A 13,774-nucleotide genomic window follows, 5' to 3' on the forward strand; every position below is an offset into this window, starting at 1 on the left:
AATAGTGAAGGCAATAACGCAAAAAGGCAGTCCGGGAGGGGAATCCCGGACTGCCTTTTTCCATTTGTGAAATATCATGCGCGGGGGAGTGCATGAATGATTACTCAGCTATTAGTTAATTCTGTGTGGCCGCATCGCTGCGGGAGTTCAAATAATCCAGTGCGTTGTAGAGCATAATTGCCGCTTCTGCGCGGGTGAGCTGGCTCTTCGGATTGAACTTGCCATTAGCATCCAGTGTATTGATGTTGTATTTCAGGGAGCGCTGGATACTGCCCTGGTAGGACGGCTCAAGAGCATCTGCATCGGCGATGTCCACCGGAACGATATTGATCATCGGCAGATTGCCGGCTTTCTCAACACCTTGAATCAGCAGATTCGTGAACAGCTCTTTGGTGATCGGCTTGGACGGATCAATATCAGCCGGAATGTCCACACCATTGTAGTGGGCATTGATGAAGGCTTCAGCGTACCAGGCGTTGTCTTTTACTTTGGAGAAGATCGCACTGGCTACGGGAGCCTTGTTGAAATCGATTGCGGCCAGGCTAAGCTGGAGTCCGCCCGAGATAAACTGAACGCCCTGTGCCGTAGTTACTGTGGATGCGGGCAGAAACTGGGTATCCGAAATTCCTTTGATCAGGCCCTGCTGCTTCAGAGAGTTGATTTTGTCCTTGCCGGTTACACTGTCGATATCCTTAAAGCTGCTGCCGGCCGCGAAAATCTGTCCACCGAGAGAGAAGGTAAGAAGCGTTACGGCTGTAAAAGCTGCGATCGTGTTTTTTTTGATACTCATCTGAATTCCACCTCTATTGTAGGTTGTACCACTAGGTTTCACGCTGATCCGGTGATTGTCCGTTACAAGACGGCGTAACCGTTTCAACTTGACTCTAATGACGCAATGACACTAGAAAAGGTTGCAGACGATTTACATCATTTCCTGAAACAGCAGGTTGCGGTAAGGGTATTTGCTGAACCTGGTTCTGAACAGCAGCGCGATCCCGCTGTCTTCAATGGTTACGGATTTAAGCGAATCCGCTGTAACGAGACTGCGTACCATCGCGGTTACCGCACCACGGTCCCTGCGCCGGATGGCTGCAGCCATACTCTCCGCGAAGCTGTTGTTTACAGAGAGTTCCAGGTAGAGCGGAATAATTGACCGTGCAATGCTGCGGTGGGCGGCTGTATTGAAGGTGAACTGAACCATACCCGGCGGAATCGTTGTTCCATTCGTATAGAACGCAACCGGCAGCGGAAAAGGAAACGAAATGAAATATCCGATGCCGTTTGTCCCATAATTCTCTACCCGCGCAAGGGTAGGAATCCTGGCCAGCAGTCTGCCCATCAGGTCAAGGTCTGCGGAGACAACGGCGGTTGTCCATTCAGCGGCAAAGCTGCTGTTGCCGGCAATTTTCCGGTAGAACGGCAGCATGGCCGTGGCTACTCTGCGCAGTACAGAGGCTGTCACAAGCCGCCGGGTCTGCCTGGGTTTTATTTTCGCAATCCGGATCATCCTCACTTATAAGAGATTTAGTCTATATAAGGTATGGAGGGAGGGCGCACTTCGGAATGGGTATAAGACTAGCCGGCTATAATATAATCGGGATCCGCAGAACCTATTTATACATTTTTGGGGAAAAGTGATGTTATACTGGTGTCAGGCCTTTTCTTTGACGGACAAGTTTGTTATGCTTATTTCGTAACGATTACTAATTATTGTCGGGAATTGTTCAACTTCCGGAAAGGTGGGAACCCGGGTGAACCGAGTAGCAAATATCAGCCAGCAGTTCGCGGCGCAGAATTATAAGCTTACGCCACAGCGCGAGGCTATAGTAAGAGTATTGCTGGATAACGAGAAGGATCATTTAAGCGTGGAAGAGGTCTATATGCTGGTCAAGCGCAGTTATCCGCATCTGGGACTGGCGACCGTATACCGTACCTTGGAGCTGCTGTGTGAACTTCATATTGTAGAAAAGATGAATTTCGGCGATGGCGTTGCCCGCTATGACCTGCGCGGTGACGATCATGTTCATATGCATCACCACCTGATCTGCAATGTATGCGGTAAGCTGGAGGAGATTAAGGATGACTGGCTGGTGGATCTTGAAGCGCGGCTGGCCCGTGAGTATGGCTTCAGTGTGACCGATCACCGGCTTGATTTCAAAGGCACCTATAATACCTGCAAAGGAAACGGCTGTAAGGGCGATAAAGAATGCCGGGCTGTTTCCTGAGCTGCAGCTGGGGAATATTCAAAGGCGCATGGCTGATTAATAGCCGGCGTCTTTTTATTTGATTTCAGCGGAGAATCAGCGTATTTGCGACTTATGGAGCAGGGATATGAGGCTGGTGCACATGCTATAATGACGTTATGCCAAAAAAAGTGAACCATGATGAACGCCGTAATCATCTGGCGGAGGCGGCTTGGCGGATCATCCGGCGTGATGGTCTGGAAGCTGTATCCGTGCGGAATGTTGCCAGGGAGGCGGGCATGTCGCTGGGATCGCTGCGGCATTATTTTGCCAGCCAATCCGAGCTGCTTGCCTTCTCCATGAGACTGGTGAGCGAACGAAGCTACCAGAGAGTTGAGGTCTTTCAATACTCGGGGAATCCCCGGGAGGATGTGGAGAGGTTGATTCATGAATTAATGCCCATTGATGAAGAGAGGAGAGCGGAAGCGGAGGTCTGGCTGGCTTTTGTCGGACGGGCAGCAGCGGACCCCGCCATACAGGCGCTGAAACAGGAAGTACATAACGGGCTGTATAGCGGATTCTGCCAGATGATGGAGTACCTGGATGCGGTGAATCTGTTAAGACAAGACCTGGATCTGGACCGGGAAATCAAAATGCTGCATGCTCTGGTGGACGGATTGGTCGTTCATAGTGTGATCTATCCTGAGATGGTTACACCGGAAGATATGATTCAGCTGATTTCCAGTCATCTTGATAAGCTGATGGCTTAAACATCCGGTCCAATGCGGATGAAGTTCCAAAAAGATTGAACTTGTGATTTTTCTATTACAGGTTCAATCTTTTTTAATCTTCGGAATCGGCAGACCCACCGCTGCTACGGCCGGTTCGGCACGAAGGATTTGATCCAGCTCCCGAAGCTTCCGGGATTGCGGGTCTGTACCAGAACGACGCCTTCGCCGCGGAACCGGCAGACCAGTGCCTCCCCGCTGGTTAAGCTGTTCAGCCAGCCGGAGGCTGCTTTTTCCACCTTATAATCCATATAATCCGGCCAGGCCACGAGGTGGCCGTTATCAATGATCATTTCTTCGCCAGGGCCGAGGTTGATGGCGTGAATGGCTCCGAAGGAGGAGAGAAAGACCGTTCCTCTGCCGCTGATTTCAATGATGAAGAAGCCTTCGCCGGAGAATAAGCCGCGGGTCAGATTCTGCATTTTGGTATTGACCTGAATGCCATGGGTTCCGGCCAGGAAACCATCCTTTTGCACCATCAGCTTGTACGACCCGTCCAGCTCAATAGCTTGAATATCCCCGATTGCCCCCGGTGAGAGCAGCACTTCACTCTGTCCGCGGGTGGCGGTCAGCTCCTGGAAGAAGAATTTCTCCCCGCTCAGCATCCGGCCGAGTCCGCGCATAATACCGCCGTCTACCGTTCCTCTCAGCTCCACATTCGGCGACATGGCGACCATCGCTCCCATTTCCGCCTTCACACTTTCTCCTGACTCCAAGACTACCTTCAGCATGGCAAAAGCGCCGTCATACAGCACATCGTATTTCATTAATATCTCCTCCTGATTCTGCCTATTCCATTCTAAGTATAATTGATGACTTTCTTCTGCCAGAAGCATGTACCTTGTCCATCAAGAATACTGTAACAAGCTGCACCGCTGCAAGCTGAGGACAAGGCAGTGTAAGCTGACCGCAAAGGAATAAACTATTATAGTTAATTATACCGGGCACTGGTGTGGTGATTATGTTAAAATTAAACTAACAGTACTGCATGTACTGAATAAGCTTATGACAAAGGAGTGTTGCCGCATATGGCACGTACACGCACGCAAAAAGCTCTGCTGAAGGCAGAGCGCTCCGGCACCTGGTGTGCCGAAAGAAACCGCAGGATGAATCAGGATTACGGCGCCATCTCCCAGCATGTACGGATGACACCCGGCAAGCGCCAGCAATTGAATAAAGTCAAACACAAGGAGCGGATCAATGGTGATGGCGCTCCTTTTGCATGCCGCCTGGTCTCGTGACCTTACACCTGCGCCCTGCTATGGATGCGGTATTGCTTGGGGGACATTCCGAACCGGCTGCGGAATACACGGTGGAAGTACGTATAGTTGGCAAAGCCGCAAGTTTCAGATACATGCTCCAGCGGCATCGGGCTGAAGGTAATCTTCTCCCTCGCCATATCCAGCCTGACGTCATTTACATATTTCACAATCGTTGTGCCGAACGCCTCTTTGAACAAATGTACCGCGCGGGAGACGGAAATATCGACATGGCCGGCCACATCCTCCAGATGGAAGGCGTAAGCGGCATGCTCCTCGACATATTGCTTCATCCGGTAGGCGAGATAGGCCTTGGGTGAAATTGCCGGCTGCTCGGACATCAGCCTGTCAATCTCCATGCAGAGAATCTGCAGATAACAAGCGGAGATATCCGGTGAAGAATCGGATAACCGGCGCTGCTCCAGCACAAGCTGGCGGAACAGGCCGAGAATATGATCGCTAAGCGGCAGCCGGAGTACAGCGGGGCGATGCTTGCGTCCCCACCATTCTTCTATCCAGGGCCCGCTGCAGAATATATGATAGTCACCGCTCTCTATCCGCGGTTTGCCGACAGGGTAGACTTCCTTATCGATACTTAAGTAGTAGGGATCGGTTGGCGCGAACAGCATCAGATTGCCGCTCTCGACAGTAGTGATGACTCCGCCCTCCATGGTCCGGCTGCGCCCTTCGGTCTGGAGGCGCAGCAGATAATACTGGACGCCCTCGCTGCGGGACATATGAAACGGCTTGCGGTGGAAGGAGAATCCGGCGGATAGGATGTGGCAGGCTGCGTTAGGTGTCATGAGTCCTCCTAGTTTTTTAAATGATAAGCAGATTGTTCATGTTTTAATCATATTATTCATTTTATTATATACGCTTTCATATTACCATGTACCTAAGCAAAAAACATACAAATGATGTGGGGGAGGCTTTATTGCGGCTCTGATCGCTACATAGGCAAACTCTGGACGCAGCGGATGGCAGGTAGACAGCTATATTACATCCTATGTTTACAGCCCGTTTGTTCAGGTGGAATGCTTGGCATAGGTGCCGGGCAAAGGGCGGTGGCGGCAAGATCAGCCTGACTCTCGGATCAAACTTAGGAGTGAGAGCAATAATGTTGAAGGTAGGACTTCAGCTGTATACGCTGAGAGACGAACTGGAACAGGATTTCGAAGGGACAATACGCAAGGTTGCCGAACTGGGCTACAGCGGTGTGGAATTCTTCCACTATTTCGGCCGTACGGCTGAGCAGGTGAAGGCACTGCTAGAGGAAACGGGGCTCGTTGCTCTCGGAGCACATCGTCCGTATGATGTTATGCTGAATGATACGGAACAGGAAATCAGCTTCAATCTGGAGATTGGCAACCGTAATCTGATCGTGCCTTTTCTGACTGAAGAACAGCGTAATTGGCCTGAAGTGGCTAAGAACCTGCAACGGATCGGCGACAAATGCCGGGCTGGCGGAGCTGTTCTTTCTTATCATAATCATGATTTCGAATTCACGGAGAAGGTGGGCGGCCTTACTGCTTTTGACTATCTGTTCGAAGAAGTGCCTGCTGACCAGCTTCAAGTGGAAATGGATACATGCTGGGTGTATTTTGGCGGATATGATCCGGTAGAATACATCAATAAATACGCAGGACGACTGCCGATCATCCACCTCAAGGACCTGAAGAAACGCGAAGACGGTTCTCCGGAAACTGTTGTACTGGGTGAAGGTGAAGTCAATCTGGCTGCCATCATCGAAGCGGCTGCTGCGGCTGGTGTGGAATGGGCAGTGGTTGAACAGGATTATTGCAGCCGTTCACCGCTTGCCAGTGTAACTGACAGTTTGAACTGGATCACAACATATGCGAAACAAGGAGGAAATATTCATGTCTAACAAACTCAAAATTGCTATTATCGGTTGCGGTGGTATCGCAAACGGCAAACATATGCCAAGTCTTTCCCGTCAGGCGGATGCCGAAATGGTGGCATTCTGTGACATCGTAGAAGAACGCGCCCAAGAGGCTGCTAAGACTTACGGTGCTGAAGGCGCTGCCGTATTCACCGATTTCCGTGAGCTGCTGGCTGCCGGCGGATTCGACATCGTGCATGTATGCACACCAAACGACAGCCACTCCGAGATCACTGTGGCCGCCCTCGAAGCCGGCAATCACGTACTGTGCGAGAAGCCGATGGCGAAGACCACTGCCCAGGCGAAGGAAATGCTGGATGCCGCCAAGCGCACAGGCAAGAAATTGTCCATTGCCTATCAGAACCGTTTCCGTGCAGACAGTGATTATCTGAAGGGGCTGTGCGAGAGCGGAGAACTCGGCGATATCTATTACGGTAAGGCTATTGCGCTTCGCCGCCGTGCTGTTCCAACTTGGGGCGTATTCCTGGATGAAGAGAAGCAGGGCGGCGGACCGCTGATCGATATCGGTACACATGCACTGGATCTGACGCTCTGGCTGATGGATAACTACAAACCGCGTATGGTTGTAGGCTCCACCTTCCACAAACTGGGCCAGAAGAAAAATGCGGCGAATGCCTTCGGTCCATGGGATCCGGAACAATTCAAGGTTGAAGATTCCGCATTCGGCTTCATTACAATGGAGAACGGTGCTACAATTGTGCTTGAAGCCAGCTGGGCGCTGAATGTGTCTGAATTTGGCGAAGCCAAGACAATGCTCGCCGGTACTGAAGGCGGAGCAGACATGAAGGACGGCCTGCGTCTGAACGGCGAACGTGCCGGACGCCTGTACGAAACCAAGGTTGATCTTGGATCAGGCGGAGTAGCCTTCTACTCTGGTGCTGCTGAGACTGAGGCTGACCGTGAAGCGCGTCTGTGGCTTGAAGCGGTAAGAGAAGATAAAGATCCGGTTGTATTGCCGGAGCAGGCTTTTGTTGTTACCCAAATCCTTGAAGCAGTATATGAATCAGCACGTACCGGACGTGCCGTTTATTTTGACGGAAGTTCTGACAACTAAGAGCATCTCCGGTTCACGCGACTATTAGAGAAACAGGAGTGGAATCCATGAGTTCAATCAAACATACTGTAGTTATCGTTGGTTACGGCGGAATGGGAAGCTATCACACGCAATTAATCAAAGAAAGTGACCGCGTGATAGTGAGCGGAGCCTTCGATCTGCTGGAAGACCGGCGCACGTTGGCTGCCGAAGCAGGTTACACCGCTTATTCCAGCTATGAGGAAGTACTGGCAGATCCGGATGTGGAGATTATTCTGATCGCTACACCGAATGATGTGCACAAGGACATTGCTGTTCGTGCATTTCAAGCCGGCAAGCATGTGGTCTGTGAGAAGCCGGTGGCCATGTCATCAGCCGAATTTACCGAGATGCAGGCAGCGGCGGATGCTGCCGGGCGTGTGCTGATGGTGCACCAGAACAGACGCTGGGATGAGGATTTCCGCGTAATCAAGGAGATGTATGAGAAGGAGACGATTGGATCACTCTTCCAGATCGAATCCCGGGTGCATGGTGCCAACGGGATTCCCGGCGACTGGCGTCATGTGAAGGCGCAGGGCGGAGGGATGCTGCTGGACTGGGGCGTTCATCTGCTGGATCAGCTGCTGTTCATGATTGACAGCAAGGTCACAAGCGTCAGCAGCAGTCTGAGCTTTATTCTGGGCAATGATGTAGATGACGGTTTCGAGGCCATCCTGCAGTTTGAGAACGGGATCAAAGCTATCGTTGAAGTCGGGACCACCAACTTCATCACGCTGCCAAGATGGTATGTGAAGGGCCTTGAGGGGACAGCTATTATTGAGGACTGGTCTCTGAGAGGAAGAATGGTCACCCGTAACAACGCATCCGAAAAAATAGAACCGACACCGATCCGTGCCGGTGTAGGTTTAACCAAGACGATGGCTCCGCCTTCAGAAGGCTCGACAATTACCGAAGACCTGCCGGCGGCGTCTGAGCTGTCCTCCAGCTTCTATGACAATCTGGCTGCAGTAATCGAAGGTACAGCAGAACCGATTGTCAAGAACGCTGAAGTGCTGCGTGTGCTTGTTCTGATTGAAGCTATCTTTGAAGCGGCAGAGAAGAATGAGACCATTAAGAATTTCGATATCTACGAAGCATAACAAGATACGAGAACTGATCAGGGAGAGGTGGCAACATCAATGAAACTTGGAGTATTTATGGTATTGTTCGGCGGCCGCAAGCTGGAGGAAGCGCTGGATTATGTGGCATCCAAAGGGCTGAAGGCAGTTGAGATCGGCACCGGAGGTTATCCGGGCAACAGCCATTGCGATCCGAAGCTGCTGCTTGAGAATGAAGCAGCACTTAAGGAATTCAAGCATGCAGTAGAATCCCGCGGTCTGATCATCAGTGCGCTAAGCTGCCACGGCAACCCGCTTCATCCGCAGAAGGAGCTGGCAGCCAAGGATCATGAGGATTTCGTGAACACGGTTAAGCTGGCACAGAAGCTGGGTGTTAAGGTTGTGAATACCTTCTCCGGCTGTCCCGGCGATCATGAAGGCGCGAAATATCCGAACTGGCCGGTTGCGCCATGGCCGAATGATTACCAGGAGATTCTGACCTGGCAGTGGGAGAATAAAGTGATCCCTTACTGGACGGAGCAGGCTGCTTTCGCAACTGAGCATGATGTGAAGATTGGCCTTGAACTGCACGGAGGATTCTCTGTGCATACTCCAGCCACACTGCTGAGACTAAGAGAAGCTGCAGGGGAAGCCATTGGCGCGAACCTGGACCCGAGCCATATGTGGTGGCAGGGCATTGATCCGGTACAGGCGATTCATATTCTGGGCCGTGAAGGCGCGATCCATCACTTCCATGCGAAGGATACCGTGATTGATCCGGTTAATGTCAATAAGCATGGCCTGACGGACATGCAGTCCTATACGAATATGCTTGACCGCGCCTGGCAGTTCCGTTCCGTAGGCTACGGACATGATGTCAAGGTGTGGGCGGATATGATGAGTGCTCTCCGCCTGGTAGGATACGACTATGTGGTCAGTATCGAACACGAAGACGGCCTGATGTCTATTGAGGAAGGCTTCTCCAAAGCTGTAGACAATCTCCGCCAGGTCCTTATTGAAGAGCCTCTTTCCGAGATGTGGTGGGTTTAACAGATGGAGAGCTTCACCAAGGTCAAGCTGAATGACCGGCAGCTGAGTCTTTTGGCAGCAAGCGCCTTCGGTGCAGATTCAGCGGTTGTGGGCAGCAGAGAGCTGACCGGAGGTTTTTTTAATACAGGTTATGATCTGGAGCTAAGCGATGGACGTTCGGTCATCCTTAAGGTTGCTCCAGGGCCGGAGACAGCGGTGCTCAGCTATGAGAAGGATATTATGCGTGCTGAAGTGGAAGCGCTCCGCCTGGTCCGTGCTGCAGGCGGGATTCCTGTGCCGGAAGTCTACAGTTATGATGAGAGCCTGCAGCTGATTCCATGCCCTTACTTCTTCATGGAGAAGGTCGAGGGGGAGCCGTACAGCGATGTGAAGGAGAGCCTGTCTCCAGAGCAGCGCTCTTCCATCGAGTATGAACTCGGGCGGTACCAGCGGCTGATCAATGAGATTAAAGGGCCAGTCTTTGGATTATTCGGTGCGGATCCTGCCGGAGGTGGAACGGCCTGGAGGGAGACCTTCAAGGCGATGCTGCTGAATGTGCTTCAGGATGCCGTGAGACTGAATGCCGCGTTACCTGCATCGCTGCCGGAAATTGAGCAGGCGCTCGAAAATTACCTGCCGGCGCTGGATGCAGTGACGCAGCCGCGTCTTGTACACTGGGATTTGTGGAACGGTAATATTTTTGTACAGGATGGCAGGATCGTATCCATTATTGACTGGGAGCGGGCCATGTGGGGCGATGTGCTGCTGGAGTATTATTTCCGGCATTTCGAGAACTCGGAAGCGTTCTATGAAGGGTACGGGACAGCCTTCAACAGTCCGGACGAATTGCTGCGGAAGCGGCTGTACGACCTGTATCTGGATCTTATTATGGTTATTGAGTGTTATTCGCGCCAGTATAAGGATGAGAATCATGTACGCTGGGCTCACGACAATCTCGCGGAGTCCTGGAAGCTGTTCTCAGCTGTAATCTGACGAGACAAACAGGAGGCCGGTTCTCTTCGGAGATCCGGCCTCCTGGCTGTTGTTGAGCACATCAGAACAGATGGATGTCAGTCAGCACTCAGTAGCTGTTCCGGATGGTTACGACCGGATTGATGTCCGCTTCATAGTCAACACCGCCGGTCTCGAAACCGAACAGCTGGAAGAACTCGCGTCTGTAGCCCTCCAGATCTGAATATTCATAGACATTGTCAGTGCTCAGTGTGGGCCAGATTCGGTCAACTTCTGCCTGCACTGCGGGGCTCAACTCGTAGTCATCAATCCGGATACGCCCTTGTCCGTCGACTGGGGTTCCCTCCGGGTTGTACAGGAAGCCGGTATACAGCCGGTAGGCCTGCTCGATGCAGCCTTCGTGCAGTCCCTGTTCTTTCATAACCTTGTAGAGGACGGAGATGTAGAGCGGAACTACAGGGAGCGCCGAGCTGGACTGGGTCACCAGACCCTTGCTGACAGCTACATAGGCGCGGCCTCCGGCGGGCGATAATTGAGCATTTAGCTGCAGGGCTGTGGCTTCCAGATGATCCTTAGCACGGCCGATCGTACCATCACGGTAGACGGCCTGGGTCAGTTCTGAACCAATATAGGAGAAGGCGAGGGTGACCGCATCTTCTGCCAGGACACCGGAATCTCTTAGCGCTTCAATCCATAGCCGCCAGTCATCCCCGCCCATCACATGAACCGTGTCTTCGATCTCCTCTTCAGTCGCCGGTTCAAGCTGTACCGTGCTTAGTTCTCCGGTATGGAAGTTGACCGTTGTATTGGTATAGGTGCTGCCGATCGGCTTCAATGCAGACTGATGAACTGCTCCGGTCTCCGGGTCAGTTCTGCGTGCCGTGGCGACGCTGTAGATGACCAGATCAACCTGTCCGAGTTCACTGCGGATCAATTGAATAGTCCGTTCTTTCGTTTCAGCGGTAAAAGCGTCCCCGCATACACTGTAGGAGCGCAGACCGGCTGTATAAGCCATTTCCTCAAATGCTGCGGAATTATACCAGCCTGCCGATGCAGTACGCGTCTCGCTGGCTGTACTGGGCCGGTAGACGCCTACAGTGGCTGCTCCTGCACCGAATGCGGCTGCAACTCTGGCCGCGAGTCCATACCCTGTTGAGGCACCGATGACCAGTACATTACGTGGACCGGTAAACTTACCTTGGGCTTGTACATAATTTACTTGCTCCTGTACCTGGTGTGCACAGCCGGCTGGGTGAGCAGTGGTGCAGATGAAACCGCGTGTTCTGGGTTTTATGATCATTATAGTATTAACCTCGCTTTCATCGATGGTTGCTGGGATTGAAGAATGGAGAGGAGTTGCCTGATTTGGAGTGAGTATTTTCTCATGGTGAACCTCTCAGGTGATCCTTATAATGAAGTGAAGAAACATCTGAGCTCCCAGATCAGGCTGTATGATTTCTATATTGATCTAATTTACTTCATTGAATGTTATTCCCGCAAGTAAGACAGGGACGACGGGCAACAGAGAACATACCGGATGACAACGTACTTTGCAAAGGGGACGGATGGTATGATGAACTGGCTTCAAATACATATGGACGTAACAAGCTTGCTCTGGCTGCTGCCTGTAGTCTTCATGTTTCATGATTTTGAAGAAATTCTTACCGTTGAGGCATGGGGGAACAAACACGGTCCAGCTATAACAGCGTCGCTTCCCCCGTCATTACAGAAGCGCTTTGCGCCTATGATGGGCATGACCACCAGGAATTTTGCTATGGATGTGCTCTTCGTGTATATTCTGATAGTGGGGGTAACCTTCGCTGCGGTATTTTTAAAGTTCTATTGGCTCTACTTAGCCGTGCTCGCTGTGTTTCTGCTGCATGTCTTCACACATTTGGCACAAAGTATTGTTCTGAGGCTATATACCCCGGGTGTAGTGACAGCAGTGCTCGCAGCATTGCCGTACTCTATATATGCTTTTTACCGCCTGCTGTATGAGAATGTTGTGAGCGAAGCTGACATAGGGTGGTCGCTGCTGCTTATGCTGATCGTGGCACCGCCGCTCGTATGGGGATTGATGAAGAACAGGACAAGGTTTAATCGCGGCTGAGAATGATGATTTATGACGGTGACGTTTTCAGAAAAATCTTGACGTGAACCCCTATATCTAGATAAAATAATAGTATTGCGTGTTTTTTGGCTACTGAGAATTGTTATCATAATTTGAAAAGAAGCAGAGAGGGTGACAGGATGGAGCGCCTTTTAGAGGTAAAAGACCTAGCTATATCATTCAGAACACGCGGAGGAGAAGTCCAAGCAATCCGTGGTGTCAGCTTTCATGTAAATAAAGGGGAGACTCTGGCGATTGTAGGCGAATCCGGTTCCGGTAAGAGTGTAACCTCGCAAGCAGTCATGAAGCTGGTTCCTCAGCCTGCGGGCGAATATAAGCGTGGACAGATTCTGTTCGATGGACAAGATCTGATCGGCAAGAATGAGAAGCAAATGCAAAAAATCCGCGGTAAAGAAATCGGCATGATCTTCCAGGATCCGATGACCTCGCTGAATCCGATGATGAAAGTCGGCAGACAGATTACCGAAGTTCTGTTCAAGCACGAGAAAATTACCAAAGAAGCTGCTTACAAACGCGGCATTGAACTGCTTAATCTGGTGGGAATTCCTTCACCTGAACGCCGTTTCCAGCAGTACCCGCATGAGTTCAGCGGCGGGATGCGCCAACGTGTCGTAATCGCTATGGCACTTGCCGCTAACCCTAAGCTCCTGATTGCCGATGAGCCGACAACCGCGCTCGACGTAACCATTCAGGCACAGATCCTGGATCTGATGAAGGACCTGCAGAAGAAGATTGATACAGCGATCATTTTCATCACCCATGACCTTGGGGTTGTGGCGAGAATGGCAGACCGTGTAGCCGTTATGTACGCCGGACAAATCGTTGAAATGGGTACTGCGGAAGAGATCTTCTATGATCCAAGACATCCGTATACCTGGGGCTTGCTGGCCTCCATGCCTAGCCTTGAGAGCAAGGGCTCCCTGCTCACAGCGATTCCGGGAACACCTCCCGATCTGATCAAGCCCCCTAAGGGTGATGCCTTCGCACTGCGCAGCACGTATGCGATGGCGATCGACATGGAGAAGGAACCGCCAATGTATAAGGTTTCCGATACTCATCTTGTGAAGTCCTGGCTGATGCATCCGATGGCACCTGCGGTAGAACCGCCGGATGTCGTGAAGAAGCAGCGCCGCGTCTTGAGCAACGCCTATCCGGAGCCGGTACTCGTGCAGAACAGCAGCGAGTATTAAGAGCAGGGATACCGCACATACTAATAAGATTAGCGTCAGGCCGATTTCGGCTTGGCGCTTTTTTGACGTTCAGGAAGCAATGAGTTTCTTTGATGGAGGATGAAGCTTAAGTCCCCGTAAAGAACATGTCGGGCTGATCTGCCTGACTTTAAGTTTATATAAACCTAAAAT

The 13,774-nt window shown here is 51.5% G+C and carries 15 protein-coding genes; 10 read left to right on the top strand and 5 right to left on the bottom strand.

The features are described 5' to 3' along the window. Window positions 1-115: 115 nt before the first annotated feature. Together PBOR_RS15585 and PBOR_RS15590 are read right to left on the bottom strand one after the other, a co-directional pair. Window positions 116-790, bottom strand: coding sequence for an S-layer homology domain-containing protein (locus tag PBOR_RS15585; protein WP_042213116.1), 675 nt, complete (start codon window positions 788-790; stop codon window positions 116-118). A 132-nt stretch (window positions 791-922) separates the two neighbouring features. Then, complete coding sequence (locus PBOR_RS15590; protein ID WP_042213118.1) at window positions 923-1,507, bottom strand: hypothetical protein; 585 nt, start codon at window positions 1,505-1,507, stop codon at window positions 923-925. 244 nt (window positions 1,508-1,751) lie between these two features. Here PBOR_RS15590 and fur point away from each other — a divergent pair, with 244 nt between their 5' ends. Then, the gene (fur, locus tag PBOR_RS15595; protein WP_042213120.1) at window positions 1,752-2,225 is read left to right on the top strand and encodes a ferric iron uptake transcriptional regulator; all 474 of its coding nucleotides are present in this window, start codon (window positions 1,752-1,754) and stop codon (window positions 2,223-2,225) included. Window positions 2,226-2,362: 137 nt separating this feature from the next. Then, a complete protein-coding gene (locus PBOR_RS15600; RefSeq protein ID WP_042213123.1) occupies window positions 2,363-2,953 on the top strand; it encodes a TetR/AcrR family transcriptional regulator in 591 nt (196 codons plus the stop codon). A gap of 104 nt (window positions 2,954-3,057) precedes the next feature. On the opposite strand, the gene PBOR_RS15605 is transcribed toward PBOR_RS15600, so the two are convergent. Then, window positions 3,058-3,738, bottom strand: coding sequence for a TIGR00266 family protein (locus tag PBOR_RS15605; protein WP_042213126.1), 681 nt, complete (start codon window positions 3,736-3,738; stop codon window positions 3,058-3,060). Between the two features lie 261 nt (window positions 3,739-3,999). Here PBOR_RS15605 and PBOR_RS15610 point away from each other — a divergent pair, with 261 nt between their 5' ends. Further along, a complete protein-coding gene (locus PBOR_RS15610) occupies window positions 4,000-4,212 on the top strand; it encodes a hypothetical protein (protein WP_042213128.1) in 213 nt (70 codons plus the stop codon). A gap of 2 nt (window positions 4,213-4,214) precedes the next feature. On the opposite strand, the gene PBOR_RS15615 is transcribed toward PBOR_RS15610, so the two are convergent. Beyond that, window positions 4,215-5,033 (bottom strand): helix-turn-helix domain-containing protein, encoded by an 819-nt coding sequence (locus PBOR_RS15615; protein ID WP_042213130.1) that lies wholly within the window; start codon window positions 5,031-5,033, stop codon window positions 4,215-4,217. Window positions 5,034-5,347: 314 nt separating this feature from the next. Between PBOR_RS15615 and PBOR_RS15620 the strand changes: the two genes are divergently transcribed. From PBOR_RS15620 to PBOR_RS15640, 5 genes are read left to right on the top strand one after another with little or no spacing between them, the layout of a single operon-like run. Continuing rightward, window positions 5,348-6,115: a sugar phosphate isomerase/epimerase family protein gene (locus tag PBOR_RS15620; protein WP_042213132.1), complete on the top strand. Its 768-nt coding sequence runs from the start codon at window positions 5,348-5,350 to the stop codon at window positions 6,113-6,115. Continuing rightward, window positions 6,108-7,205, top strand: coding sequence for a Gfo/Idh/MocA family protein (locus PBOR_RS15625; protein ID WP_039303577.1), 1,098 nt, complete (start codon window positions 6,108-6,110; stop codon window positions 7,203-7,205). Before PBOR_RS15620 ends, PBOR_RS15625 begins: the two co-directional genes overlap by 8 nt. A 47-nt stretch (window positions 7,206-7,252) precedes the next feature. Next, window positions 7,253-8,323, top strand: a complete 1,071-nt coding sequence (locus PBOR_RS15630; protein ID WP_042213135.1) for a Gfo/Idh/MocA family protein — start codon at window positions 7,253-7,255, stop codon at window positions 8,321-8,323. A gap of 39 nt (window positions 8,324-8,362) precedes the next feature. After that, window positions 8,363-9,331 carry a sugar phosphate isomerase/epimerase family protein gene (locus tag PBOR_RS15635; protein WP_042136766.1) on the top strand — a complete coding sequence of 323 codons (969 nt, stop codon included), beginning with the start codon at window positions 8,363-8,365 and terminating at the stop codon, window positions 9,329-9,331. A gap of 3 nt (window positions 9,332-9,334) precedes the next feature. Then, complete coding sequence (locus tag PBOR_RS15640; RefSeq protein ID WP_042213136.1) at window positions 9,335-10,303, top strand: phosphotransferase family protein; 969 nt, start codon at window positions 9,335-9,337, stop codon at window positions 10,301-10,303. Between the two features lie 88 nt (window positions 10,304-10,391). Here the strand turns inward: PBOR_RS15640 and fabV are convergent, their stop codons facing one another. Beyond that, a complete protein-coding gene (gene fabV / locus PBOR_RS15645; RefSeq protein ID WP_042213138.1) occupies window positions 10,392-11,582 on the bottom strand; it encodes an enoyl-ACP reductase FabV in 1,191 nt (396 codons plus the stop codon). 270 nt (window positions 11,583-11,852) lie between these two features. Between fabV and PBOR_RS15650 the strand changes: the two genes are divergently transcribed. Further along, a complete protein-coding gene (locus PBOR_RS15650) occupies window positions 11,853-12,392 on the top strand; it encodes an HXXEE domain-containing protein (protein ID WP_052429492.1) in 540 nt (179 codons plus the stop codon). Window positions 12,393-12,532: 140 nt separating this feature from the next. Continuing rightward, window positions 12,533-13,603, top strand: coding sequence for an ABC transporter ATP-binding protein (locus PBOR_RS15655; protein ID WP_042213143.1), 1,071 nt, complete (start codon window positions 12,533-12,535; stop codon window positions 13,601-13,603). Window positions 13,604-13,774: the final 171 nt, after the last annotated feature.

The sequence above is a fragment of the Paenibacillus borealis genome (assembly GCF_000758665.1).
Lineage (GTDB): Bacteria > Bacillota > Bacilli > Paenibacillales > Paenibacillaceae > Paenibacillus_AQ > Paenibacillus_AQ borealis.

Bases quoted from the DNA above. Each gene is read 5' to 3' on its own strand.
- PBOR_RS15585 (WP_042213116.1), bottom strand. From the start codon at position 790: ATGAGTATCAAAAAAAACACGATCGCAGCTTTTACAGCCGTAACGCTT.
- PBOR_RS15590 (WP_042213118.1), bottom strand. From the start codon at position 1,507: ATGATCCGGATTGCGAAAATAAAACCCAGGCAGACCCGGCGGCTTGTG.
- PBOR_RS15600 (WP_042213123.1), top strand. From the start codon at position 2,363: ATGCCAAAAAAAGTGAACCATGATGAACGCCGTAATCATCTGGCGGAG.
- PBOR_RS15605 (WP_042213126.1), bottom strand. From the start codon at position 3,738: ATGAAATACGATGTGCTGTATGACGGCGCTTTTGCCATGCTGAAGGTA.
- PBOR_RS15610 (WP_042213128.1), top strand. From the start codon at position 4,000: ATGGCACGTACACGCACGCAAAAAGCTCTGCTGAAGGCAGAGCGCTCC.
- PBOR_RS15615 (WP_042213130.1), bottom strand. From the start codon at position 5,033: ATGACACCTAACGCAGCCTGCCACATCCTATCCGCCGGATTCTCCTTC.
- PBOR_RS15620 (WP_042213132.1), top strand. From the start codon at position 5,348: ATGTTGAAGGTAGGACTTCAGCTGTATACGCTGAGAGACGAACTGGAA.
- PBOR_RS15625 (WP_039303577.1), top strand. From the start codon at position 6,108: ATGTCTAACAAACTCAAAATTGCTATTATCGGTTGCGGTGGTATCGCA.
- PBOR_RS15630 (WP_042213135.1), top strand. From the start codon at position 7,253: ATGAGTTCAATCAAACATACTGTAGTTATCGTTGGTTACGGCGGAATG.
- PBOR_RS15635 (WP_042136766.1), top strand. From the start codon at position 8,363: ATGAAACTTGGAGTATTTATGGTATTGTTCGGCGGCCGCAAGCTGGAG.
- PBOR_RS15640 (WP_042213136.1), top strand. From the start codon at position 9,335: ATGGAGAGCTTCACCAAGGTCAAGCTGAATGACCGGCAGCTGAGTCTT.
- fabV (WP_042213138.1), bottom strand. From the start codon at position 11,582: ATGATCATAAAACCCAGAACACGCGGTTTCATCTGCACCACTGCTCAC.
- PBOR_RS15650 (WP_052429492.1), top strand. From the start codon at position 11,853: ATGATGAACTGGCTTCAAATACATATGGACGTAACAAGCTTGCTCTGG.
- PBOR_RS15655 (WP_042213143.1), top strand. From the start codon at position 12,533: ATGGAGCGCCTTTTAGAGGTAAAAGACCTAGCTATATCATTCAGAACA.